Genomic DNA, 23,493 nt, shown 5'->3' with positions numbered 1-23,493 from the left:
TTGTAGCAATCAACGGTTGGTATTAAGCCTGAATGAATTCTATCCAGTGCCAACTTAAAAATGAGCAGATCCTCGAATTTCGAGCCACATAAGGGGAGAGAAAAGAATTTTTTACGAAAAGACGGATCTTCAGGTCCGGCGTGTTTATGACGCACCCTTACCCACAGACGGCACCCGCGTTCTGGCCACTTACCTGCAGGATCGTTCCGCGCGGCGGAACAGAACAAACCGGGAAACGTGAAAAGAATGCACTGTCTGTCAGCCTTACACAAAACTATCCACAGAGTTTTCCCACAGTCTTTCCCCGTCTTCTGTGGATAAACAGACTCTCTTCTTCAAGAACATAGCTGGTATAAATGGCTGTTTTCTGCGTCTCAGAGCTTTTTTGACATTTTTGTGATTGACTCATCCGCCGGATCGACAGTCTTAACGATTCGATAAAGAGGCGAGTCATCCACATCATAGGCTTTCCGCCTGCGTTCTCTGGCGAGTCCGGCGGCTGGTTGCCGTATGGCCCGGCCCTTGGCACACTCCACGCCCTCTTACGCCCCGCTCCCTTGCTGCGGGGCTGGCCGACACAAGGACCGCTAACGCGCCATGCACTTTACCCTGACGTTTTCCTGCCCGGACAAACCGGGCATTGTTGCTGCTGTTTCCACCGCTCTGGCAGACAAGGGCGCAGACATTCTGGAAACCCACCAGTTTAGTGACCGGACTGCCCACCGCCTGTTCATGCGGCTGGCCTTTACCACCCCTGCCTCCATGGAAGACATTCGCGCCTGTCTGGAACCGGTCAGAACCGAATTCAACATGACCATGCGCCTGCATGATGCAGCAGTCCTGCCGCGCCTGATTATCATGGTGTCAAAGTTTGACCATGCGCTGCTCAACCTGCTGTATCAGGTGCGCGTCAACTGGCTGCGGGCCGAGATTGTGGCCATTGTCTCCAACCATCAGGACAGTGCGGCCACTGCCGCACAGGCTGGCATCCCTTATTATTACTGGCCGGTGAACAAGGACAACAAAGCCGAGCAGGAAGACCGCCTGCGCGCCCTTGTGAGCGAAACCAAAGCCGATCTGATTGTGCTGGCCCGCTATATGCAGGTGCTCTCCGATGCGTTCTCCACGGAAATGAGTGGTCGCATCATCAACATCCACCACTCCTTCCTGCCCTCCTTCAAGGGGGCGCGGCCGTATCATCAGGCCTTTGCACGGGGCGTGAAGCTGATTGGCGCAACCGCGCATTATGTCACGCCGGATCTGGATGAAGGTCCGATTATCGAGCAGGAAACTGCCCGCGTCACCCACAGCCTGTCCGCCGAGGACTACGTGGCGGCTGGCCGCTCTATTGAATCTCAGGTTCTGGCCCGCGCGGTAAAACTGCATGTGGAACAGCGCGTGATGCTCAACGGCCACCGCACCATCATCTTTTCCTGAAGAAAAAGCCCGCGCCATGCTCTTCCCGGACCAGACGACAGAGGCCGCCCCGCCCAACGCTGGCAACGCTGGGCGGGCGGGAGGCCGGTTTGCTGTCAACTGGCGCTATTGCCTGCGCTGCCTGCTGGCTCAGGCCATTCTGTGTCCGCTGGGGCTGATGCTTTTGTGGCTCTGCGGGGCCGTGGATAATGGTCCTTCTCCGGCCTCGCTCCCGCTTCTGGCCGTGTTAGCCATGCTGGTTGCACCGGTTATGGAGACCTTTATTTTCTTCTATCTGCCGCACCAGTTTTTTCGGCTGTTCATCAAAAATCAAAGCTGGCTGTGGGGGCTTTCTTTTGCTGCCACCACGCTACTCTTTACGTGGGACCACCATACCAGCGGTAATACGGCTATCCCCCACCGCAACTGGCCCATGGCTCTGGATGTCGGGCTGAGCGGCTCTTTCTGCTTCTTTGCCTGTTTTTACCTGACCGCAAAATCCCGGCGCGGCAGCCCCTTCTGGACCACCGCCGCCTGCCACGCGCTGTATAATACCGGCGTCACCGCTTTTGTGGCGGCGCAGATGGCATTGACGGGCACCCACTAAGAGAAACATTAAAAAGACTGGGATTTTGGAACATCGTTCTCAAGGTCATTCAGACAGTAGTTGATATAAAGACCGCTTCCCCTAAATCTCCCGCGTATGCTTTGCCGCACTGGCGAACAGAAACACACTCAGCAGACCAGCCATAAGGGCCACCCCCAGCCCTTCCGGCGTGCGCAGCAGGTGCGCCCCGTGCAGGCAGAGCATGAGCGGCACACAGGCCGTCACGCCCCCCGCTGCCGCCAGCAAAAGCCGGATGCCGCGCTGGCCGCGCTGGCAGAAGGCTGCCACCACAAACACACAAAACACGCTGTAATATACAGCAGAAACTGCGCCATACGTCCCGCCATAGGGCAACAGAGGCACCGCGCAGAACACGGCGGAAATCCCTGCCACACACCCCGTGGTGCAGCCGGATGTGAGAGCCGCCAGCAGCTTTGTGCCGCGAGTTTCCACCACCAGACCACTTTCCCGCTCGCGCCGCCTGCGGCTGACAATCCAGAGCTGATTACCCGTATAGAACAGAAACGCCCCGGCCAGCCCCAGCACCACATACCCCCAGCGCATGGGCGTTCCGCCAAAGCTGCCAAAGTGCAGGGCAAAAAACGTCGTTACAATCGCAAATTTTGCAGGCTGATGCCCCGGCATATACTCGCCGGACTGAACAGCTCCCGTGTGGGAATTGAGCACCACAAACCCGCCTGTCGGGCCGCGTGTGAGGTAGCGTGCATCGTGCCCAAACACCCGCACCACATCCTTGCCGTGGCCAAGCTGCATGTAGTTCAGCACTTCCGGCACAAACCCCGGAGCCTGCCGCGCCATAATGGAGAGGATCTCGGTCGGAGGCAGCACGGGCACCGATACGGGCACAGGCGCGGGTGAGGAAACCGGTGCGGAAGACGCGCTGGCCGCCCCGGTTACCGAGGGTGCCCCCACACCAGAAGCCCCGCCATGCCCTCCGGCATGTCCGCCGCCACCGTGCCCACCGCCATGCATGCCACCATGCTGACCACCGTGCTGACCGGCAGAGGAACCGGGAAACAGCATGTGCTCCACAGCAAAAATCTGTCCGTGGAAGGCAAACACGACGGAGGAAATGGCCATGACCAGATGGAACGGCAGTGAGAACAGGCCCAGCAGATTATGCACATCCAGCCACCGCTTGCGCACACTCTGGCCCAGACGCACCGCAAACAGCGTTTTCATCAAAGCCGGAAGATAGGCAATCACGCCGGAAACAAGGGCAACGGCATAGAGGAGCGCGACGGCCCCCATCAGCACCATAGCCTGCGTATGCGGCAAAGGCAGACCAACCTGCTGGTGCAGCACATCCACAAAATGCGCGGCCTCCGAGGGTGTTTTGGGCACCACAACAAGATTTCCCTGCCCGTCCAGCCCCGCCGCCATGCTTTGCGTGGGGCCATGATGCACCTGCCCGCCGCTGCCATCCCATGTCAGGCGGCCGCGTTGGGCATCTTCCGGGGTGACGGCAATCGTGTAGTCATCCCGTGCTTCCGGGTAAGCAGCCAGAGCCTTTTCCAAAAGTAAGGGTGTCTGCTCAAGGCTGACCGGCGGCGGCAAAGCAACGGGGGCAGAGGCCCAGCTTTGCAGCGGTTCCTCAAACATGGTGACGGCCCCGGCGTAAAACGCCACAAACAGGAAAAGCCCGGCGACAATGCCGACCCAGCTATGAACATCGCGGTAAAGCTGCACAAGGTCCGCACGCAGTTTCATGAGAGGACACTCCGCAGCACAACAAACAGACCCCAGACCACGCCATTCGCCACAATCAGAACGCCCCATGCCTGCAAACCGGAACGGAACAGGAAGCACACGCTGAGCAGCGCGCTCCACAAAAGGGCCGCCATCCACATCAGATACTGGCCGGAGGCTGAGCGCGGGCTGCCATCCGTGTGGCACAGCACGCCTACAACCCCCATCAGGCCACCCACCAGCAACGCGCCCGGCAAGACTGCCGCAAGCACTTTGAAAAACCAGTTTTTGCTACTAAACTTCCGCACAGTCCGGCTCATGATCGGTCCTGCCCCCGGCGCGCCAGCGCCACACAGAGCGGCAGGAGGGACCAGACGCTCATCAGCACCACCGCCAGAGCAAACACGGCGGTAAACACTCCCACCACCTGGCAGAACAGCCGCAGGGCAGCCAAAGCCAGAGCCACCGCAACCCCCAGCCCGGTTTTAACAGGCAGCGCCTTACGCAGCAGCATCTGCCGCGGCGCTGTCAGATACACACACCCGCTTCCACGCTGCACATGACCGCCAGAGCGCATAAAGAGGTGTCAAAAAGCACAGAATTCACCAGCGATATTCCAGACGGCCAATCACGCTCAGCCCCTGCCCGTAATAACAGGCGGACACGGCGGTGCAGGTTGCCACAAACCGTTTATTGGCAATGTTGCGCATATTGACGGAGAAGGTCAGACCTTTCCACCGGGGCCGCGCCGCCCCAAAATCATACCGCAGGAACATGTCAAACACCGTATAGCCGGGGATGGAAAGCGTATTGGCCGTATCGCCATAGCTATGCCCGGTATAGCGCACACCACCGCCAGCCCCTACCCCCTGCAACACGCCGGAGCGGAAGCGTTTGTCCACAAACAGAGACGCCATCCATTTTGGGGCCTGCGGCAGATAATTCCCCACCTGCGCGGCATAGTTGGAGCGCGTTACTTTGGCGTCACTCCGCGTACCGGTGAAGATAACAGATGTATCCCACACAAGGTTTGCCCGCCCTTCCAGCTCCAGACCGCGCACGCGGCCCTTGCCCGTCTGCACAAGGCAGGTGGAGGTGCCGCACATCGCGCCGTCCGGGTCCGGGGTGGTCATGTTGGTCTGGGTAATCTGGTAGCCGCCAAAGGTGATGTAGATGCTCTTGCCGTACTGGTAGCGCAGCCCGGCCTCATACTGGTCCCCCTTGGTGGGTTTGAACGGCGTGCCATCGCGCGAGGTGGAGGGGTCCGACACCTGCGGCTGGAAGGACTGCGCGTAACTGAAATACGGGGCCAGCCCGTTATCAAACAGATACACCGCCCCCGCACGCCATGTGAACGCATTGGATTTTGTGATGTAGCGTTTGTTGGTCAGGATGTTCAGCGTATCATCCCGCGCCCAGTCCTGCCGCCCGCCGATGGTCACGCGCAGGCGGTCAAACTTGAGCTGATCCTGAAAATAGATGCCATTCTGGCGGCTTTCCGTAGAGGTATAAACCTGCGGAGACAACGCCGCGCCATAGCCCGCAGACCCGCGTGACTGGGGATCAAAAATATTCAGCACTGGCAGGACCAGTGAGGAATTGACCAGATCGCGGTCATGGTTCCAGTCGGTATAAAAGTAGTCTGTGCCAGCAAGAAGCAGATGCCGCACCGGGCCGGTCATCACATGGCCTTCAATCTGCGTATCCGTCGCCACACCCTGTGAGCGCCCGCGCCCTTCCACGGCACGGCGGTTAACGGTCTCACCCGCAACACAGCCTGCAATGGTGGCGGGGCATTTGCTCAGCGTATCGCCAGACAGCACGGTGGCCCGATAAAGCGTGTCCAGATAGGTGTAGCGCGTGTTGTTCCGCACCGTCAGATACTTGCTGAATTTGTGTTCCAGAAAGGAGCCGATCAGCGCCTGATTGCGGTCAAACGTATCCCACTTCGGCTCACCAATATTGGCATCGTTCTTGATATAGCGGCCATGAGACGGATACAGCGTGCCGGTGGCGGGCAGGAACTGGAAGGTGGAGCCACCCTGATCCCGCTGATACTGCGCCAGCAGCGTCCATCTGGTGTTGACCGTGGGCTGCCATGTCAGGCTGGGGGAAATGTAATAGCGGCCATTGTTCACGCTGTTGACCTGCGTGCCACCATACCGCGCCAGTGCCACAACCCGGCCCGTAACGGTGCCGCTTTTGTTCAGCCTGCCCGACAGATCGCCCGAGGCCTGCCCCTGCCCGTTATTGAGGTTGGTAAAGCCGGAGCCCTGCAGGAAGAACTCGCCCTCACTTTTGGCAGTCGGACGTTTGGTAACAAGATTAACCACCCCGCCCGGTGCCGTCTGTCCGTACAGCGCGCCGGACGGGCCTTTGAGCACTTCAATCTGCTCCAGCGCGAACGGGTCGAACGATGTCCGGGTCCATTGCCCACCGGACGGCAGGCGCAGACCATCCACAAAGTTGTTGTTGGAGGAAAATCCGCCTGCGCCAAAACCACGCACCGAGACTTCATCCACGCGGCTATCAATGCCGGACGGTTCCGCCTGCACACCTGCGGTGTAGGAGAGCGCATCGGCCACGGTGGGAGAGGCCCGCAATTCGATTTCTTCCCGGCTGACAATGGAAATTGTCTGAGGGGATTCAATAATGGGTGTACGGGTTTTGGTGGAGGCCGAGGCGCTGGAACGGCCTGTGGCGGTCACAATCACCACCTCCGCCTTTTCACTCGCCTTGCGCGCCTTGTTTTTCCCGGCAGATTTTTCCGTGTCGGACTGGCTTTCCGGCACAGGCAGCGTTTCTGCCACTGCGCCCGACGATGTGGCTGCTCCCGCCAGAAAAAGCACAGGGAGCACACCCTTCACAGAGCGCGAAATTCTCATAGCTACCTTGTTACCCACACATACGTTACCGATATGCGGCGCTTACGTGATAATGAGAATTATTGTCAAGTGGAGAAGAGTCCACCTACTCAAATGGCGGTTTTTCGGGCTCTGTTATAACGAGAACAGCCCGCCACTGTAGCCAGCCAGCCATCGCCAGTCCGACAAATGCGGCGTAGAGGCCGGCTGTCAGATACAGCTCCCGCACCACAAACAGGCCGGTATAGAGCACGTCCACACCCAGCCAGATCAGCCAGCTGGCCAGATAGCGCCGGGCCATCCACATCTGCCCCAGAATGCTGAAGGTGCTGAGCAGCGCGTCCATCAGGGGGTTGGGGTCATCCGTCCAGGTTTGCAGCACACCGCCCAGCAGCACACCAGCCGCCACGCTCAGCACAACGCCGCGCACCATCACACCCTGCGGGGGCTGGATAACCTGCACAGCCCCTTCATCCCGCACGCCCCGCAGCCAGCGCCACCAGCCATAGAGCGAAAGGGCGGCAAACACACCCTGCAACGCGGCATCGGCATAGAGATGCGCCCGCCAGAACACCGCGCCATACAGCACGGAAGCCACCAGCATGACCGGCCAGCACAGCACCGCCCTGCGGCCTGTCAGCCACACACCCGCCGCGCTGAACAGCACGGCAAGGAGTTCCAGCAGGCTCATGGTCTGGCGGCCGGGACGCGCGCCAGTTCAGTCGGGAGCCAGCGCAGGAGGGCGCGTCCTTCTTTGGAGGCAAACCAGCGGGCGTGGTCGAGCAGATACTCCGTATACGCCACCTCAGCCGAGGCCGCGTCCTTCAGCAACGTGCCGAAATACGCCACTTCAGAGAACGCAAATTCCACATGCACCAGCGGTATAAAGGCCACCAGCAAGGTCCGTTCCGCCTCGCTCAGCGGGCGCACACTCTGGTAGCCTGCCAGCAAGGCCTGCATCTGCGGATACACCACCACGCCGGGTGATGGCAGATCAAGCCACTTCACCCCGCTCCGTTCCAGCGCCACGGCAAGGTCGAACACCGCGCAGGTGCGGTCCGCCATGCCGAAATCCAGAACACTGGCAACACCGGCCTCATCACCCGTTCCCCAGAGCAGGTTGGACCCGTGCCAGTCGCCATGCCCCCAGCACGGTCTAACGTCTGCCAATAGCGGGCGGAGTTTGGCGTGGAACGGTTCCAGCACCGTCTGCACATCCTGCTCCCACGGGCGGCCTGCCAGTTGCTGGGCCAGCCCCGGCTGCCGGGCGACCCACGCCCGCAGAGCCGGGAGAAGCTCCGCCTGTCCGACCGCCACCATGCTGGAGACCAGCGGACAGGTCTCACCCCGAGCAGGGGCATCAAACCCCTCCGCCGCCTTATGCAGCCGCGCCAGCTCACCCCCGGCGACCCGCGCGTGATCTGTTGACTGATACGGCTGCCAGGACATGGTATCCCGATACAGGTCCTCCCCGTCCGACGGCAGAAAGACCTCATACGTCCAGATCCCCTGCGTCACCGCTGTGGCTCCGTTGCCCGTGCTCAGAACGGTAGTGACCGGAAGACCCCGCTCGCGCAGATGCTGCATGAAGGCATGTTCCACCTCCAGCGCCGCCACGCTGCGCAACTGCGTATGGTGCCGCTTGACCACAACCGTTTTCGGGCCATCGCCTTTCAGCAGCACAATGCCAGCGGCGGAAAAAGGCCGCATACTGTGCCAGAGAATGGAGGTAACGGGCGACAGAGACGCATAGTGGGACAGAACGCCCGCCACTTCCGCCTCCGTCAATGGCGGCCAGTCGCGCTTATCCTGCACGCCATGCACACCAAACTGGCCGGGCACGGTGCCCGGAGACTGCTTGGGGGGCTGGCCGGAAAAGAGGCGGGCGAGAAGACCGGTCACGCTGCTCAGAACCCGGTGGAGGCGGTAAACAGCGCCGCGAAGCCGCCGCCTACGTAATAATCCGGCGCACTGCCCGCAATGGTGGTGCCGTAGCGGCCTGTGGTGTCCTTCGCGTTCAGCGTCGGGTCTGCCACGCCGGACAGATAATGCTGATTGCTGATATTGATAAAGTTCATGCGGAACTCCGGTTTATGGAGCATGGCGACATCAGCAAGCCGGTAGCCCACGGCCAGATTACCGGTCACGTGGTCGGACATCCGTTCATCATTCATGAACGTGGCATATTGGTGGCCTGTATATTTGACGGTGGCCGTGCCGAAGAAGTGCCCGTCATCATAGGTCAGCCCCGCCGCGGCCTGAAGGGTCGGGCTGCGCACGGCGGTTTTGCCGCGTGTGGGCAGGAGGTCGCCGTTGGCGGCAATGTCATTATCAATGGTGGCGTGCAGATACTCGCCCGACACATACGGGCTGAGATGGTGCCAGGGCCGCAGACCAAATTCCACATCCACGCCCCGGCTGGTCTGCCCGCCAGCGTTCATGGTGGACTGCACGAACGAGCCGTTTTGTGACGTCAGCGTTTCCACCTGCCGGTTTGTAAAATTGTAGTTAAACAGCGTGACACTGCCTACAAACCGATCATCCGCATACCGATAGCCCAGCTCTTCCGAGATGGAATATTCGTTCTTGACGTGCGTGGTGCCCTTGCTTTCCGTCTGGCCGGATGTGGGGTCAAACACATCATACAGCGCGGTTTCCGCAGGCGTGCGGAAGTTGGTGGTGGCGCTGAAAAACACCTGATGATGCGGCGTAATCTGGAACCGTGCGGCCAGACGCGGCAGCGGCACAGCACTGTTGGTATTGGCGTGGTAAGCCGCACCCGGCATGGCGTTGGTGCCGGTGCGCGTCATCATCACTTCCTTGAAGCCTGCCGTCAGCAAAAGCCGATCATGCAGCAGGGAAAGCCGGTCGCCCAGAAACAGCGCGTTGGTCTGCGTAACGGTGTGATTATTGGTGCCGAGCAGCAGAGAGCCATCGGAGAGGTGAATGCCACTCCCGCCGCCATTGCCCCAGATGTTGGATGCATAGCCGCCGTCCGAAATCGCGGTGAACTGCTGTTTTTCATTATCGTCGGAATAGTCATACCAGTAGCCCAGCACCAGATCATTCACGCCGCGCTTCCACTCCATTGCGGTGGTAAAGCCGGAGCGATAGCTGCGCTGCGTGTAATCCGCCCGCACGGTGGCCCAGCCATCCTGCGTGCTGGGGAGCGTGAGTTCATCCGCCAGCGGCTGCGTGCCGTTATACAGGCCGGAGGTGGGGATTTGCGTGCCACCGGGCGCGTTCCCGTAAGCGCCCTGTGCATAGGGCGTGGCCTTGAACGTCAGGCCATGTGTGAGATGCAGTTCCACCGGGGCGGCCAGATACAAAGTGCGTTCGGGCTGGCGATACAGCCGCCAGTAATCCGTGCCCGCAGCCTCATTATTCACATCATACTGTCTGGCCAGATTGTTCGCACCGTGGATGCCATCCTGCGCCCAGCTCTCTTTGGAAACCTGCGGATAATAGCTGTCGATGGCCTGATTCCAGGAGCCAAGCAGAGACGCCGTATTGCCGTGCCCCCAGTCCTTTTGCAGCTTGAAGTCCACATGCTGGCGCACATCCCGCCCCGGCCCGCGCCAGTTATCGGAAGCCCCGTGAGAATAGGAGACAAAGCCGCGCAGGCCTGTCTTGCCAATCTCACCACTATCCAGCCGGATAAATTCCCGATTGGTGTCATAGGAGCCATAAGAGATGTTCACCATCCCGCCGGCTTTTTCCGCCGGGGTGCGGAAGCGCAGGCTCATCAGCCCGCCTGCTGCGTTCAGAACCGGGCTGTCCAGATCCGCAGCGCCTTGCTGCAGGGCAATGCTGTCATAGTTCTCGCTATCGGCAAACTGGCTGGGGTAGCCGGTGTAATAGGCAATATCATTCAGCGGTGCGCCTTCCAGCACGTAGCCAATGGCATCCCCGTTCAGGCCGCGCACGGAAATATTGGTCTGCGGGGAAAAGCCCAGCGGGTCGGAGGACGCCACGTTCGCCCCCGGCAGCAGAGCCACCAGATCAAACGCCGTGGCCGATGGTGCCTGCCGCGCGATGAAGTCCGACCCCACAACACTGATAGCCTTTGGCGCATCCTGCGGCCGCAGCAACCCACCCCCCGCATGCAGCGCCACCGGGTCCGCATGCACGTCAATCTGCTCTGCGCCCTGCGCCTGTACCGGGCCGGTGTGACCAGCCCCGGTGGCTTGCCGGGAAGGGCCTGCTTTGCGCACGCCGGACGACCTTGTGCCCGTGGCCTGAGGCACACGCGGTTTTGTGGGTTCCGGTTCTTCCGCCGTCACACTGCCAGACCCGATGCCGCCCGGTGTGGCCTGCGCCAGAACCGGGGCGGGCAGCGCGCTGGAAAAAACGACTGTGGCCATCAGGATTGGCCGTGCATGAGCGCGCACCCGCATGGGGGTTATCCTTCCTTGGATCCGGTCTGGCTGACAGGATAAAATGCCCGCACCAGAGGCTGCATGCTCAGCCCCTGCACAAGAATGGTGAATGTTATTACACTATAACAGACGCACAGGAGCAGGTCATGCTCCGGCCCGGCTGGCAGGCTGAGCACCAGTGCGAGAGAAATGCCGCCACGCAGGCCACCCCATGTGAGCACGGCCAGCACACCCATTGCTTCCCGCCCCACCAGATAAAGCGGCAGGGTGGCCAGCAGCACGCTTGCCCCACGCACCAGAACGGAAAGCGGAACCGCGACCGCCGCCGCCCAGACAAACGGCCAGTGGAAGGACAGCGCCAGCACCTGAAAGCCAATGACCACAAACAGCAGCGCGTTCAGCACTTCATCCACCAGCCCCCAGAAAGCCGGAATCTCGCTGCGGCCCTCGGGCGTGAGGGCGGCCTGTGCGGTCGGTGTGCCCATGGCCAGCCCTGCCGTAACGGCAGCAATCGGGCCGGACATGCCAAAGGCTGCGGCCAGACTATAAACACTGGTGGCCAGTGCGAGAGAAATCAGCAATTCCACATGCGGGTCCCGCGCGGCCCGCAGCCCCAGCAGAGACACTCCGCCGCCAACCAGACCCAGCAGCAACCCTCCGCCCACTTCCCAGCCAAACGGCTCAGCAAGGCCGGCCACATGGACGGAACCGCCCTGTGTTGCAATGCCGAGGGCGACGGTGAAAATCACCACGCCGACGCCATCGTTAAACAGGCTTTCCCCCGCAAACAGGGCCTGAAGCGGGCCGGGCAGCCCCAGCCGCCGCAACATGCCGACAACGGAGACCGGGTCCGTTGGAGCCAGAATAGCGCCCAGCACCATGCACCAGGCAAAAGACACCGGCAGGCCAAGCAGGCCAAAAACACCCCACATAGCCCCGGCAAACAGCAGCACCGCCAGCAACGTGCCCAGAATGGCGAGGGCCAAAACGGAAAAGCGCCGCCCCCATAAATCCCGCGTATCCACAGCCTGCGCACCGGCAAACAGCAGAAACACCAGCAGGCCATCCAGCAGGGTATGGGGCAGGTCAATCTGCGTCAGAACAGCGCGTGCGTGCCCAAGGCCGGAGCCCGGCAGCACGGTGTCCGCCAGCATCAGGCCGCCGGAGGCCAGCAGCGCGAGGATCATAATGCCAATGCTCATCGGCAGGCGGAGCAGTCTGTCATTCAATAAGGCAAAGACAGCAGCCAGCGTCATCACCAGAGCAAACAGGGCCAGTGGCGTCATCAGCCAGCTTCCTTCTTATTGTAAGGCATTATGCTCCGCCGCCGGACGACTTGCCGTTCTGCCCTTCGACATCCACAAACGTCTGGTCGGAAATGGAGACGTTTTCCAGCTCGGGGCGCTGCAAGGCTTCCGATGCACTTTGCGCAAGCCCCGCTGTGCGGTCCTTCAGGTCCGCCAGTTCTTCCCGCACGTCTGAGAGGATTTCCAGAAGAGCCTGATGGTCTTCCGCCGCCCGCTTGTCCGCTCCACGGCTGAGCACTGCATTCCCCACCATCAGGGCCGGTAACGCAACAAGCTGGATACAGTTGCTGATATAGAGCAGCGTATTCTGCCATTGCGGCATCAGCACCGGAATGAGCGAGAACACAAAAAACACGTAAACGCACCAGATACTGCCGAACAGCATTGTCATCTTGACGGCAATGCTCTCATTGGCCTCATCCAGAACGGCCTTGAAGTTTTTTTCCACTGACATCTCTGCCCCCTGCCCTCGTGTCTCATCCAGCCGGAGTTTCAGGCCGCTCTGCCCGTGCTGGCAGGGGGTGGGGTGTACCACACTGTTTTCCAAAAGTCCGCAGCGGGGTATGCAGGCCACACCGCAGACAGACACAGCAAGGAGCACCTCGATGACAGACCCCCGACTGGGCTGTGGCGCCATGATTATTCAGGACGGCAAACTACTGCTCCTGCGCCGCCTGCGTGCGCCGGAAGCCGGATGCTGGGGCCTGCCGGGCGGCAAGGTGGATGCGTTTGAAACCGTACCCGCCGCCGTAGCGCGGGAAGTGCTGGAAGAAACCGGGCTGGTGATACACCACCCCACCCTGCTGTGCGTGGTGGACCAGATTGACCGTGCTGCCAGCACCCACTGGGTCGCCCCGGTTTATACGGTCTCCGGCTTTACCGGCCAGCCGGTGTTGCAGGAGCCGCACAAACATAGCGGTCTGGACTGGTTCCCGCTGGACGCCCTGCCCGCACCACTCACCCACGCCACGACGGTGGCGCTGGCGGCGTTACGGGAGAAGGCTGGCAGTTGAGGCCTCAGCCTGATTAACGGCAAGGTGCAGGCGGAAAAATGCCGTATGCCCCTTACGGGCGGTCGCATGCTGCTGGAAGACCCCCAGTGTATATTTACCGGGAGAAGCGGCCTGCCCGGTCCACCTGTCGGGCTGCGGACTTTCCGCACTATTATAAACAATCCGGCCTTCCGGATCTTTTACAAAAAAATAAATGCCGCTTTTGCGGGAATGACACAGCACATCCAGCTTCTGCCCTTCCTTCAGGCTGACATGGAAGGGCACAATGTTCTCACCCTCCAGTGTGCCAGAAACAACTGTGCTGGAAACATGCGGTGCGAGATGCACGGATCGGGCCAAAGCATTTTGCGCCGGCCCCACGCCGCACAAAAGCAGTGCGCCTGCAATCAGGACAAATTTTGTTTTTTTTGTCATGAATCCTGTTTGCCTCTCATAATCTGCGGAATAATCCACGACCAGATTACAAGAGAGCGATAAGACGGATCAAGCAGAACCAGACACGTCATAAAACCCTCACGGCATCGCGGTCAGCGCCGCCAGTTTCCAGCCTGCGGAGGTGTAAATGGCCGGGGTGTCATCATCCGCATCATAGAGCGTGGTGCCGATCGGCAGGTTGCTCATGCCCTTGATGGCCGCGCGGGAGAAGGTGGGCAGGCGAATGCCGCCAGCGGGGGTCAGCGCGCCACTGAGCGTTTCATTCCCGGCCGTGTCCAGCTGGCGCAGGGTGGTGCTGCCGTTGGTATCCCGCAGACCAGTGCTGGTGTAGCCCGTGGTGATGACGCCGGTTGGCTCCCACGCCACAGTCTGCCCGCTGCCCAACCGGACCGCCTGCGGCGTCGTCAGGCCGGACAGATTGATGCCGATGCCTGCGGTACCGTTCAGCGTAATGGCACTGGCCGAGCCGTTGTTCATGGTGGTGGTCATGCCACTGTTCAGGTTGCTTCCGGTAAGCGTTTCATTCCCGCTCTGGTCCAGTGAGCGCAGGGCCGTGCCACCCCATGTATCCTGCAACTGCCCGCTGGCAAAACGGGTTTGCACGGTGGCCGTCTGTTCCCATGAGACATGCTGCCCCTCCGCCATGCGCAGTGCATCCGGCGCAGTCAGGCCGGTCGTGTCCAGCCCGATAGCGGCGGTGCCCTGCGCGACAAACGCGGCGGCGGTGGGCTGGCTGAGGCTCACCACAGTCTGGCTGTTATGGGCAGCGCCCGGAATGGTCTCATTCCCCTGCGTATCCAGCGTGCGGGCGACACCTGCGGCGACCTGATCAGTCAGTTTTCCGTCTGTAAAACGGGTTTGCACAACTGCCGTTGGTTCCCAGGAGAGCGCCTGCCCTGTGCCAAACCGCATGGCCTCCGGCGCGCTCAGGCTCGTCAGATTCACGCCAATCAGCGCCTGTCCGCCCAGTGTCCACGCCATACCGCTGCCGGGATTAGCGATGGCGGTGGTCACATCCCCATTCATGCCCACGGAGAAAAGTGGCGTGGTGTCGTACCAGTAGCGCAAGGTATAGGCGGCGGAATCAAACTGAAAACGCGGCTTGTGGTCATCACTAAACGCAAGATTGCGGTTTGCGCCGATATTCAGAACCGGGGCATTATTAACCGGCGCACTGCGGGAGAGGTCAATGCCTGCCGTGTCAAACCGGCCTGCGGCGTCAATCATGATGCCATAGGCGCTGGTGCTGTCATTATTCCCCAGCGCAATGCCCTTGCCGACCCGGCCCGGTGTGCCAGCACTATCCGCCCCGTCAATCTGAAGCTGGAGGCCGATGCGCCAGTTATTGGGGTCATCCGCATTGGCGTAAACGTCAATTTCCCGCCCCACCAGACTGCCTGCAATATTGGAAGGCTGGCCGGTATCATCACGGGTTTCATCATATCCGGCCCAGATCTGAGAGCGCGAACCCTTTCCATCTGCCAGCGCATTGGCGGGCCGCTGGGCCAGACTGGCCTGCGCCACGTGCTGGCCGCCGCCAAAGGCCGCGCTGTTCAGCACCGTGGAATGGCACCAGACATAATCATTCAGCGCAGCCCCTACGGAGGGGATGGTGCAGTTTCCCTTTTCCAGATTCATCACAAATCCCGCCGTGCCGCCAGCATGCGTGACGTCCAGATCCTTGCGCAGCACGGGGGCCATATCCGCTGCGGTCTGGCCACGGGCAAAATATTTGCCGCCTTCCAGCGTGCTTTCCAGCACATCGGTTCCCAGAGTGGTCAGCGGGCCGCCATCAGCCTGCAACGTGCCGTTGGCCTGCCACAGATTAGGCGTGCTGCCGGTGGGCAGGGCCGTTAGCGCCAGCTTGCCAGCCGGGAGCTGAATAACTGCCCCGGAGGCTGCGGCATTTTTGGCAGCCTGAAGGGCAGCAGTGTCATCCGTTTTGCCGTCCAGCGCCAGACCGAAATCCTTTGCGTTCAGCTGGTCCGCAAACCGTTCGGCCAGCGGCCTGCCGACCGCGCCACTTGCGCCAATTTTTGCCGTGGCGGTCGATAAATCGCCCGAGACAGGAGCGGTCATGGCCCCATTGGCGTCCAGCGCTGCCACACCATTTGGCGCGCCTTTGTCGGACTGCTGCACGCTGCCATCCGCCATCGCGCCAATCTGCCCGATGGTGGCGTCCTGCCACAAAGCGGGCACCCCGGTTGCGGCATCCAGCCCACCCGGTGGTCGCGTGGGGACATAGGGAGCCACGCTGCTTGCCAGAGATTTGGCCATAAGCGCGCTACGCAGAAGTGTGGGCGTTGGAGCAGATGCTACTGTGCCAGAACTGGACGCCGTGGCCGGGGTGGCGGTCTCAGCCGCAGCCGCAGCCGCAGACAGTGTGGAAAGCTGACTGGCGGATGCAGACGCCGTGGCCTGCCCAAGCGCCTGATATTGCGGCAGCAGGTGGTTGGGCCGGGCGGACGCCTTAGCCTCTGCTCCAGCCAGCATCACTACGCCGGAACACAGGCTGAGCAGAAAACGGGTTTTAAGAAAAGGACTCATGAAGACGTGCCTTGAGAGATACAGAGATAACCGCCGTTGTTCCACCACACGCCACGCAGGCCGGGGTCTGTGGTGGGGAGATCCATAGCCATCAGCACATGCCCATCCTGCACGCCCAGACAGTCCAGCCCGCCCAGCACCAGATTACCATCGGGCGAGAGGGTGGCGAGACCATTGGGAATGCCCTTCTGTTCGGACACGATGGTGGCCGCTGCGTCCGAGGCATGGCCGACCGCTGTTTGTGCCTGTGTTGCGGCATCCTGCGCCTGAGTGACGAGGGTAGCGACTGTGCCGCTCACCTGCCCGCTCTGAGCATCGACATAGGCCTTGTTGACCAGATGCGCGGCATCCGTCGGGGCAAGTGCGCAGCTTAGTAAACCTGAGAGCGTATCCCCCGTTTTAGCGACGGCACCGGTCCAGATGGCGGACTGGGGCACAAACTGGCCCTGCCCGTTGAAAATGCCAAAAACAAGATCGGCCGGTGCAGGCTGAGGCTGCACCGGCAACGCCGAAAGCGGCATGCCACTGGGTGTGGATGCCGTGAAACTACTTGACCCGGACATGGGCTCTCCCGTTACGCGATAAGATAAGGGGTTCCGGACGGGCCGGTGAGAATTGCGCCCCCCGGCAGCGCCATGGCGTTAGGTGGAACCGGGGTGCCATCTGCCAGACACGGGGCGGGTTGAGGCGGTGCGGCCGGAGTGTCTGCCAGAATGGCCACGGCCACCGGCTGCACAAGACTGCGCCCCTGCTGTGTGGTGACGGAAACCTGCACCTGCTGCACCGTACCCGGCGGCCCTCCCCCCAGAAAAATACAGGCCATGCCGTGCAAAACGGTCGCCCAGAGGACAGTGAGGTCCGTTGGTGCACCCGTGGCGGTCAGCACACTGGCGGTAACGGACGCCAGATAATCCTCTGTTCCATGCAGCCAGTTTTTAGGATTAAGGGTAAAATCCAGATTATCACCGCTGGCTTTGGGCGCCCATGCGAGACAGACTTCTTCCGCCACCAGCCCGCGCAGGCGCAAACCGGGCGGGATAGTGAGCGGAAGAGTGCGCGCCGGGGCTGGCCGCCAGTTGGGGGATGGCAGAGGGGCCGTCATGCCGGGGCCTCCGGCAGGGTTGTGCTGGTGGTGTCCCCTCCCTCCGCGATGGCGCGCAGGGCTTTGAGGTAGGTCACCCAGACCTCCGGCGTCGGCTCATTCAGTGCGCCATAATTCCCCCACACGGTCTGACGGGCCGCCACAAGGGCGTTCTGCGCCTGCGTGGTCAGAGGCACCGGTGGAACAGGGGCGGTATAATCAATGATTTTTCCATTCAGCACCCCGCGCCCGCTGGGCAGGCGGAAGCTGATGGTGTTGGCCCAGTCTGCTGCACTGACGGGGATCAGACTGGCAGCCGGTGGCACCGCGGCAAGACTGCTCATACTGCCTGTGTCATACCAGCCGATAACCGGCGTGGGCTGCGGGGCCGTGGTATCATAGGCTGCATAATAACGGTCTGGATAAGCTGTTTTGGCATCTGTCATTATTTCGGCCCTATCACGATGATATTGGCTGGCCCGTTTGTGCTGCGGGGGCGCACATACATGCCGGTGGCGGTTGCGCCGTAACAGAAGTAATCGGTATCCGTCGGGTCAGACTGATTGCCGCAGGAATGGGCACCGCAAAAAACAGGTGTGCCGGAAAAGGCGACGGGGAAAGTAATCCATGACCCGGCGGTGGAGCCGTTCCCGACACTCGCCTGAAAAGCCTGTATGCGGTGGCCATAGGCCAGATTGATCACACGGCTGTCGGATGTTCCGAAATCACTGTTATAAAGATCGGCAGAGACATACGCCCCAAGGTCAGCCGTGTAGGCGACGTCCCCATACTGGCTGTCACTTATGCGTTCGTTCTCGCCCCAGTGGACATAACGCCAGGAGCCATCGCCAAATTGCAGAGACATCAGCGCCCGGAAGGTCGTGCCGACTTGTTCCTGTAAACCGAAAAGCAGCTGACTGCCCCGCCCTTCGGCTTTGGACGTAAAGCAGGGATAGTTGATATACTGGCCATTCTGCGGGTTGGCCGGGGCCGCCTGCGCGGTAATGCCGCCAAACCCCTCCTGCACCACCGGGCCGTTGATGTTCAGCCAGGAGACCGTGCCACCTGAGAGCGGCAGATAGCCCGTAAACAGGTTTTGCCATGGGGCACCGTCTGCACCCGGCGTGCTGACATTATCATCCGCTGTGGAAACCCAGAACGTGCCGGGTGTTGCGCCGGACACAACAGCGCCTGCCGGGTAGCCGCCAATGGCCTGTGCAAATCCGGCGTCAAACGTGCCCCAGCATCCGGCCTGATAGGCCCGCAGGATTTTGGAAATGAGGTTAAGCAGGCCGTTCACGTCCTGCCCGCGCGGGGGCACGCCGCCAGCGGAGCGGGCAATGAAGGTTTCTGGCGGAAACCCCAGCGCGAGCGAGGCTGTGCCATCCCCCGAGCGGGCCTGCGTTGTGGGAATGGTTGCGACATCACTGGCCGCAGCGTTATCTGCAATAGGTGTTGCGAGGCGTGTGGGGAAATCAGACTGCTTCATGCATGCCCCCTGATAGCGTAAGAAACGGCCACACCGGCCGGACGCGGCAGGACGCCGCTGCTTTGAATGATGGAAACCTGAACATCTGTCGGGATGAAATTGAAAACGTAGGTCATGGTCATATCACCATGATCTTCCACCCAGGCATCCCCCTGCCCGGCAAACAGCGCCATGAGAAGGAGGTTCAGGCTCAGCACAGATCCATCTGTGATGTTGGCCATAGCCTTGGCGTAAATAAGCTGACGAAAGCCCTCATCCGAGAGGCTGATATTGCTGCTGGTGGCGATGCCTTTATACCAGGGGGCTGTGTTGAAGCCTTGCTCAGTCAGGTCCGTCGCTTCTGCAAAGCCAACGAAATTTTCAGAGGAAATGGTGAGGACGCGCTGCACACCCACAATCCGCCCCCACACATCCAGCCCGTAGCCCTGTGCGGTGGCAATGTTCCATATCTGGTCATACCATTTATCAATGAGCGCCGCCGGGTCAAATGCCTGATTCCAGCCATTGATGAGGGCGTTCAGGCTGGGTGCGCAGGCATATTGTGAGAGGACGGTTTTTTGCACATCCTGCATTACACCAGCTCCACGCTGATGGTGGTGGCATCCAGTGTCGGGATCTGGTCTGCCTGCATCTGCACGGTAAATCCTGTGGGGTTTGCGCTTGTGCCAACAGTAATTTCTGTAATTTGCGCCCATGCGCCAAGGCTCGCCACCGCAGCATAAAACCGGCTGGCATAAAGAGTGCTGCCAATGCGGGCGCGGGTGCCGCCGTCATCCCCCAGAAAGGCGGATTGCACAGCGGCCTGAATGTCTGTGGTGACTGTAGACGGCACCGCAGCAGACGAGGCCAGACGCACCGTAACATACACCGGCGTGGGCGTTGGCCTTTGAAAACTGACTGTATAGCTCGGCGGGGTTGCATAGGAACTGGACGGGTCTGCTACGGTGACGGTCGTGTTGCCGTTATAGGCGCAGCCCGGTGGCTTTTTACGTAAAATGGCCAGCGCAATATCCGCATCTGCACCGCCATTGACGCAGACATACAGGCTGTGCGGCACGAGCGGCACGCCATTGACGGTAATGCTCTCGGCCGTGCTGTTGTCCGTAACATACGCATCTGTCACACCGGAAACGGCCTGCACAGCGGCGGAAATGGCGTCCAGCGGGCCGATGGCGTTGACGGCAACAGACGTTTTGCGTCGGGCCTCAAACGCCGCACGACTTTCCACAGCGCGGCCTGTCACCCCCGCTGTGGGGTTGCTGACCGCACTCCACCCCGCGACGGACTGGCTGATGGTGACACTCCCTGCCGGACAGACCACTTCCCCTGCGCTGGTGCAGGTAAAGGTGCCCTGCGCGGTGCCGGTGGCGTCCAGCGTGAGAATATTATCTGCCGTGTAGCTGTTGCCAGACTGATCCTTGATGAGCGCGCCTTGCGGGATGACCGTGCCCGCCGCCCCGGTGCAGATACAGGTGACGGTTGTCGGTGAGGCTGGAAGGCGGGACATGAAATAGATGCGTCCGATCGCGTCCTGCATGCGGCCTTCGGCCCGTGCAGGGTCTACGCCATTGGCGAGGGCGAGGAACTGGTCATACGCATCCCCCAGAATAGCGGTGAGGGACATCGCCAGTTGCCCTTGCGGGGTGGAGAGGTCCGTATTGAGCGTATTGCCAAAAGCCGCGTTGATATCGGCAAGAACGCCGGTCAGAATGTCGGCTTCTTCCGGCATGATGAAGCCCGTGGCATCCAGAACCGGGGCCGGGACGGATGTGGTGCCTGTGGCGGTATTAGAGGCTGACAACAGTCTGGCTCCCATCAGTAAGGGTTAACTGGATGATGCCGGACAGACGGCGGGCCGGGCTGAGGCCGGTGAGCACGCACACGGCCTGTGCGACACCTTCCACACTCAGGGCGGTTTGCTCCACATCGGCACGAAACAGGGCTGCGGACTGGGTGCGGCCCAGAATGTTGGTGAGATACGGCAGGCCGAGGGCTGTGTTGTACCAGCACTCCCCCAGAAACACGCGCACCGCACAGGCGACGTTCTGGGCAACGGCGTAAGGCGCGGACGCCAGGGCAATACTACCGCTGGCATCGACCACCAGATCCCAGGTTGATCGGTCGAGAAGCAGGGTTTGCATCTGGAAGCTCTTTTGCATGTTTGGACGTGTGGGAAGGCTCAGTCTGCGCGGACGCTAGGAGTGACCACGCGGGGGCGCAATCGGCTCCGCTTCCCACAAAAGTGAATAGGTTTTATCCGCCCGAAGGACGGAGCGGATAAGCAACTTTGCTGTCTATGATGCGTTGTCGTGACAGATACGCGATGGATCGGTTTTAGCGATGGTCTGAACGGGCCTGAATTCTGCATGTCCGGCAGGGCATGCAGGCAGGATCAGACTAAGGATTTCTCTTAAAACTTTCTTAATCGCGCCATCGTTCTTTATTTCAGCAGACAAAGGCACATCATCATGAGCGCCAAATCAACCCATACAGACCACACCACAGTAAAACTCGGGGAAGAAACCGTGCAGCGTGGGGCCGGCGGGGAAACCCACCAGACCGCAGGCGGCGATGTTCCCACGCTGACAACGCAGCAGGGTGTTCCGGTTTCTGATGACCAGAACACGTTGAAGGCAGGTGCGCGCGGCCCGAGCCTGATGGAAGATTTCCATTTTCGTGAAAAGATTTTCCACTTTGACCATGAACGCATCCCCGAGCGCGTGGTGCATGCCCGTGGCTATGGGGCGCATGGTTTTTTTGAACTGACGCATTCCCTCTCCAACATTACCAGCGCGGATGTGTTGCAGCGTGAAGGCGAGCGGGTTCCGGCGTTTGTGCGGTTCTCTACCGTGGCAGGCAGCAAGGGTTCGACGGACCTTGCGCGTGATGCCCGTGGCTTTGCCGTCAAGCTCTACACCAAGGAAGGCAACTGGGACATTGTGGGCAACAATATCCCCGTGTTCTTCATTCAGGACGCCATCAAGTTTCCGGACATGGTGCATGCGGTAAAGGAAGAACCGGACCGGGCCTTTCCGCAGGCGCAGTCCGCGCATGATAACTTCTGGGACTTTATCTCCCTCACCCCGGAAAGCATGAACATGATCATGTGGGTGATGTCCGACCGTGGCATCCCCCGCTCCTTCCGCTTTATGGAAGGGTTTGGTGTGCATACCTTCCGCTTTGTGAATAAAGCGGGCCAGTCCACCTATGCCAAATTCCACTGGAAGCCGAAAATGGGCTTGCAGTCCGTGGTGTGGAACGAGGCGCTGAAAATCAGCGGGGCGGACCCGGATTTTCATCGTCGGGATTTGTGGAATGCCATTCAGGCCGGGGATTTCCCGGAATGGGAACTGGGTGTTCAGCTGTTTGACGATGAATTTGCCGACAAGTTCGACTTTGACATTCTGGACGCAACCAAGCTGATCCCCGAAGAACTGCTGCCGGTGCAGCCGGTGGGTCGTCTGGTGCTGGACCGCATGGTGGACAACTTCTTTGCGGAAACCGAGCAGGTCGCCTTCTGCACCCAGAATGTTGTGCCGGGTGTGGACTTTACCAATGACCCGCTGCTGCAGGGCCGCAACTTCTCCTATCTGGACACGCAGCTTAAGCGTCTGGGTGGGCCGAACTTTACGCATATCCCCATCAATGCGCCGAAATGCCCCTTCCATACCCTGCAACAGGATGGGCACATGGCCATGCACAACCCGAAGGGGCGTGCAAATTACGAGCCGAATTCCTGGGGTGGTGAAGCTGGTGGCCCGCGTGAAAACCCGGAGACGGGATATAAGACGTTCCCCTCTGAGGTCAGCGGCCTGAAGGAACGGGTGCGTTCCGAGAAATTTGCAGACCATTACAGTCAGGCGCGTCAGTTTTACAAAAGCCAGACTGAAATCGAGCAGACGCATATCCAGATGGCCATCACCTTTGAGCTCAGCAAGGTGGAAACCCCGGTTATTCGCAGCCGCGTGGTCTCCCACTTGCTGAACATTGATACGGGCCTGGCCAAAGCCGTGGCGAAAGGTCTGGGGCTGGAAAAACTGCCGGAAGCCGCACCGCCTGCACGCGCTGTGGTGGATCTGCCGCCCTCACCCGCGCTGAGCATTCTGAAGAACGGGCCAAAGAGCTTTGCGGGCCGCAAGATTGGTGTGCTGGCGACCAATGGTGCCGATGGTGTTGTGCTGGAAGCCCTGAAGAAAGCGGCCAAGGCAGAAGGCACTGAGGTGGAGATTGTCGCCCCGCAGATTGGCGGGATTACGACCTCTGACGGCAAGCATGTGCCTGCGGCCCAGCGCGTGCCGGGTGGACCGTCCGTGCTGTTTGATGCGGTGATCTTGCTACCGTCTGAGGAGGGTGCGAAGCAGCTTGCGCAGGATTCCGATGCACGGGATTTTGTGACGGATGCCTATGCCCACGCCAAGTTTATTGGCTACGTTCCGGCAGCCCTGCCGCTGCTGAAACGCGCTGGTGTGGTAGATGACGCCGTGGACGATGGCGTGATTGCGCTGAAAGCCGGTAAGGATGCGGAAGGGTTCATCAAAACCTGCCGCGCCCTGCGCTTCTGGCCGCGTGAGGCGTCTGTGCACGCCGTGTGAGCTGGCAGGCGATTTGGCAAGATTCTGTTAATACCAACCGTTGATTGCTACAA

Annotated in this window: 22 protein-coding genes; 4 read left to right on the top strand and 18 right to left on the bottom strand. The window is 60.6% G+C overall.

Going from position 1 to position 23,493, the window contains the following annotated elements:
* Positions 1 to 597 precede the first annotated feature (597 nt).
* Entirely contained in the window at positions 598 to 1,437 is an 840-nt protein-coding gene (gene purU, locus AD928_RS03775; protein WP_062248397.1) for a formyltetrahydrofolate deformylase, read from the top strand.
* Between the two features lie 16 nt (positions 1,438 to 1,453).
* Complete coding sequence (locus AD928_RS03770; protein WP_062248396.1) at positions 1,454 to 2,023, top strand: hypothetical protein; 570 nt, start codon at positions 1,454 to 1,456, stop codon at positions 2,021 to 2,023.
* 81 nt (positions 2,024 to 2,104) lie between these two features.
* Here the strand turns inward: AD928_RS03770 and AD928_RS03765 are convergent, their stop codons facing one another.
* The 9 genes from AD928_RS03765 to AD928_RS03725 all read right to left on the bottom strand — a co-directional run bounded on the left by AD928_RS03765 (position 2,105) and on the right by AD928_RS03725 (position 12,737).
* Positions 2,105 to 3,754, bottom strand: a complete 1,650-nt coding sequence (locus tag AD928_RS03765; protein ID WP_062248394.1) for a PepSY-associated TM helix domain-containing protein — start codon at positions 3,752 to 3,754, stop codon at positions 2,105 to 2,107.
* The gene (locus AD928_RS03760; RefSeq protein WP_062248392.1) at positions 3,751 to 4,053 is read right to left on the bottom strand and encodes a hypothetical protein; all 303 of its coding nucleotides are present in this window, start codon (positions 4,051 to 4,053) and stop codon (positions 3,751 to 3,753) included. The genes AD928_RS03765 and AD928_RS03760 overlap by 4 nt, the downstream gene beginning before the upstream one ends.
* On the bottom strand, positions 4,050 to 4,310 hold the full coding sequence (locus tag AD928_RS03755; RefSeq protein WP_156470083.1) for a hypothetical protein: 261 nt from the start codon (positions 4,308 to 4,310) through the stop codon (positions 4,050 to 4,052). Before AD928_RS03755 ends, AD928_RS03760 begins: the two co-directional genes overlap by 4 nt.
* 25 nt (positions 4,311 to 4,335) lie before the next feature.
* Positions 4,336 to 6,582, bottom strand: a complete 2,247-nt coding sequence (locus AD928_RS03750) for a TonB-dependent siderophore receptor (protein WP_233419931.1) — start codon at positions 6,580 to 6,582, stop codon at positions 4,336 to 4,338.
* A gap of 121 nt (positions 6,583 to 6,703) precedes the next feature.
* Complete coding sequence (gene pnuC / locus AD928_RS03745; protein WP_062248387.1) at positions 6,704 to 7,288, bottom strand: nicotinamide riboside transporter PnuC; 585 nt, start codon at positions 7,286 to 7,288, stop codon at positions 6,704 to 6,706.
* Positions 7,285 to 8,439, bottom strand: coding sequence for a phosphotransferase enzyme family protein (locus tag AD928_RS03740; RefSeq protein WP_062248403.1), 1,155 nt, complete (start codon positions 8,437 to 8,439; stop codon positions 7,285 to 7,287). Before AD928_RS03740 ends, pnuC begins: the two co-directional genes overlap by 4 nt.
* 65 nt (positions 8,440 to 8,504) lie before the next feature.
* Entirely contained in the window at positions 8,505 to 10,961 is a 2,457-nt protein-coding gene (locus AD928_RS03735; RefSeq protein WP_082779721.1) for a TonB-dependent receptor, read from the bottom strand.
* A gap of 38 nt (positions 10,962 to 10,999) precedes the next feature.
* Positions 11,000 to 12,262, bottom strand: coding sequence for a cation:proton antiporter (locus AD928_RS03730; protein WP_062142857.1), 1,263 nt, complete (start codon positions 12,260 to 12,262; stop codon positions 11,000 to 11,002).
* Positions 12,263 to 12,290: 28 nt separating this feature from the next.
* Entirely contained in the window at positions 12,291 to 12,737 is a 447-nt protein-coding gene (locus AD928_RS03725; protein ID WP_062248399.1) for a hypothetical protein, read from the bottom strand.
* 151 nt (positions 12,738 to 12,888) lie between these two features.
* Here AD928_RS03725 and AD928_RS03720 point away from each other — a divergent pair, with 151 nt between their 5' ends.
* The gene (locus AD928_RS03720; protein WP_062248385.1) at positions 12,889 to 13,296 is read left to right on the top strand and encodes an NUDIX domain-containing protein; all 408 of its coding nucleotides are present in this window, start codon (positions 12,889 to 12,891) and stop codon (positions 13,294 to 13,296) included.
* Here the strand turns inward: AD928_RS03720 and AD928_RS03715 are convergent.
* The 9 genes from AD928_RS03715 to AD928_RS03675 form a co-directional block, all read right to left on the bottom strand.
* Complete coding sequence (locus AD928_RS03715) at positions 13,273 to 13,710, bottom strand: hypothetical protein (RefSeq protein ID WP_062248383.1); 438 nt, start codon at positions 13,708 to 13,710, stop codon at positions 13,273 to 13,275. The two genes, AD928_RS03720 and AD928_RS03715, sit on opposite strands and share 24 nt — an antisense overlap.
* Positions 13,711 to 13,809: 99 nt before the next feature.
* A complete protein-coding gene (locus tag AD928_RS03710) occupies positions 13,810 to 16,278 on the bottom strand; it encodes a hypothetical protein (protein WP_062248380.1) in 2,469 nt (822 codons plus the stop codon).
* Entirely contained in the window at positions 16,275 to 16,841 is a 567-nt protein-coding gene (locus AD928_RS03705) for a hypothetical protein (protein ID WP_156470082.1), read from the bottom strand. The genes AD928_RS03710 and AD928_RS03705 overlap by 4 nt, the downstream gene beginning before the upstream one ends.
* Before the next feature lie 11 nt (positions 16,842 to 16,852).
* On the bottom strand, positions 16,853 to 17,380 hold the full coding sequence (locus AD928_RS03700) for a phage fiber-tail adaptor protein (protein WP_062248376.1): 528 nt from the start codon (positions 17,378 to 17,380) through the stop codon (positions 16,853 to 16,855).
* Entirely contained in the window at positions 17,377 to 17,805 is a 429-nt protein-coding gene (locus AD928_RS03695) for a hypothetical protein (RefSeq protein ID WP_062248374.1), read from the bottom strand. Before AD928_RS03695 ends, AD928_RS03700 begins: the two co-directional genes overlap by 4 nt.
* The gene (locus AD928_RS03690) at positions 17,805 to 18,848 is read right to left on the bottom strand and encodes a hypothetical protein (protein WP_062248371.1); all 1,044 of its coding nucleotides are present in this window, start codon (positions 18,846 to 18,848) and stop codon (positions 17,805 to 17,807) included. Before AD928_RS03690 ends, AD928_RS03695 begins: the two co-directional genes overlap by 1 nt.
* Positions 18,845 to 19,420 (bottom strand): DUF2612 domain-containing protein, encoded by a 576-nt coding sequence (locus tag AD928_RS03685; RefSeq protein ID WP_062248369.1) that lies wholly within the window; start codon positions 19,418 to 19,420, stop codon positions 18,845 to 18,847. The genes AD928_RS03690 and AD928_RS03685 overlap by 4 nt, the downstream gene beginning before the upstream one ends.
* Positions 19,420 to 20,664, bottom strand: coding sequence for a baseplate J/gp47 family protein (locus AD928_RS03680; protein ID WP_062248367.1), 1,245 nt, complete (start codon positions 20,662 to 20,664; stop codon positions 19,420 to 19,422). Before AD928_RS03680 ends, AD928_RS03685 begins: the two co-directional genes overlap by 1 nt.
* A complete protein-coding gene (locus tag AD928_RS03675; protein WP_061508127.1) occupies positions 20,636 to 20,989 on the bottom strand; it encodes a hypothetical protein in 354 nt (117 codons plus the stop codon). The genes AD928_RS03680 and AD928_RS03675 overlap by 29 nt, the downstream gene beginning before the upstream one ends.
* A 327-nt stretch (positions 20,990 to 21,316) precedes the next feature.
* Between AD928_RS03675 and AD928_RS03670 the strand changes: the two genes are divergently transcribed.
* Positions 21,317 to 23,440, top strand: a complete 2,124-nt coding sequence (locus AD928_RS03670) for a catalase (protein WP_062248365.1) — start codon at positions 21,317 to 21,319, stop codon at positions 23,438 to 23,440.
* The last annotated feature ends 53 nt before the right edge of the window (positions 23,441 to 23,493 follow it).

Origin of the sequence: Acetobacter cerevisiae (assembly GCF_001580535.1) — a bacterium.
Classification (GTDB): domain Bacteria; phylum Pseudomonadota; class Alphaproteobacteria; order Acetobacterales; family Acetobacteraceae; genus Acetobacter; species Acetobacter cerevisiae.
This window is presented reverse-complemented; position numbering and strand designations above follow the sequence as displayed.

Excerpts from the sequence above, each read along its gene's own strand:
- purU (WP_062248397.1), top strand. The coding sequence starts at position 598 with ATGCACTTTACCCTGACGTTTTCCTGCCCGGACAAACCGGGCATTGTT.
- AD928_RS03770 (WP_062248396.1), top strand. The coding sequence starts at position 1,454 with ATGCTCTTCCCGGACCAGACGACAGAGGCCGCCCCGCCCAACGCTGGC.
- AD928_RS03765 (WP_062248394.1), bottom strand. The coding sequence starts at position 3,754 with ATGAAACTGCGTGCGGACCTTGTGCAGCTTTACCGCGATGTTCATAGC.
- AD928_RS03760 (WP_062248392.1), bottom strand. The coding sequence starts at position 4,053 with ATGAGCCGGACTGTGCGGAAGTTTAGTAGCAAAAACTGGTTTTTCAAA.
- AD928_RS03755 (WP_156470083.1), bottom strand. The coding sequence starts at position 4,310 with ATGCGCTCTGGCGGTCATGTGCAGCGTGGAAGCGGGTGTGTGTATCTG.
- pnuC (WP_062248387.1), bottom strand. The coding sequence starts at position 7,288 with ATGAGCCTGCTGGAACTCCTTGCCGTGCTGTTCAGCGCGGCGGGTGTG.
- AD928_RS03735 (WP_082779721.1), bottom strand. The coding sequence starts at position 10,961 with ATGGCCACAGTCGTTTTTTCCAGCGCGCTGCCCGCCCCGGTTCTGGCG.
- AD928_RS03730 (WP_062142857.1), bottom strand. The coding sequence starts at position 12,262 with ATGACGCCACTGGCCCTGTTTGCTCTGGTGATGACGCTGGCTGCTGTC.
- AD928_RS03725 (WP_062248399.1), bottom strand. The coding sequence starts at position 12,737 with ATGTCAGTGGAAAAAAACTTCAAGGCCGTTCTGGATGAGGCCAATGAG.
- AD928_RS03720 (WP_062248385.1), top strand. The coding sequence starts at position 12,889 with ATGACAGACCCCCGACTGGGCTGTGGCGCCATGATTATTCAGGACGGC.
- AD928_RS03715 (WP_062248383.1), bottom strand. The coding sequence starts at position 13,710 with ATGACAAAAAAAACAAAATTTGTCCTGATTGCAGGCGCACTGCTTTTG.
- AD928_RS03710 (WP_062248380.1), bottom strand. The coding sequence starts at position 16,278 with ATGAGTCCTTTTCTTAAAACCCGTTTTCTGCTCAGCCTGTGTTCCGGC.
- AD928_RS03705 (WP_156470082.1), bottom strand. The coding sequence starts at position 16,841 with ATGTCCGGGTCAAGTAGTTTCACGGCATCCACACCCAGTGGCATGCCG.
- AD928_RS03700 (WP_062248376.1), bottom strand. The coding sequence starts at position 17,380 with ATGACGGCCCCTCTGCCATCCCCCAACTGGCGGCCAGCCCCGGCGCGC.
- AD928_RS03695 (WP_062248374.1), bottom strand. The coding sequence starts at position 17,805 with ATGACAGATGCCAAAACAGCTTATCCAGACCGTTATTATGCAGCCTAT.
- AD928_RS03690 (WP_062248371.1), bottom strand. The coding sequence starts at position 18,848 with ATGAAGCAGTCTGATTTCCCCACACGCCTCGCAACACCTATTGCAGAT.
- AD928_RS03685 (WP_062248369.1), bottom strand. The coding sequence starts at position 19,420 with ATGCAGGATGTGCAAAAAACCGTCCTCTCACAATATGCCTGCGCACCC.
- AD928_RS03680 (WP_062248367.1), bottom strand. The coding sequence starts at position 20,664 with ATGGGAGCCAGACTGTTGTCAGCCTCTAATACCGCCACAGGCACCACA.
- AD928_RS03675 (WP_061508127.1), bottom strand. The coding sequence starts at position 20,989 with ATGCAAACCCTGCTTCTCGACCGATCAACCTGGGATCTGGTGGTCGAT.
- AD928_RS03670 (WP_062248365.1), top strand. The coding sequence starts at position 21,317 with ATGAGCGCCAAATCAACCCATACAGACCACACCACAGTAAAACTCGGG.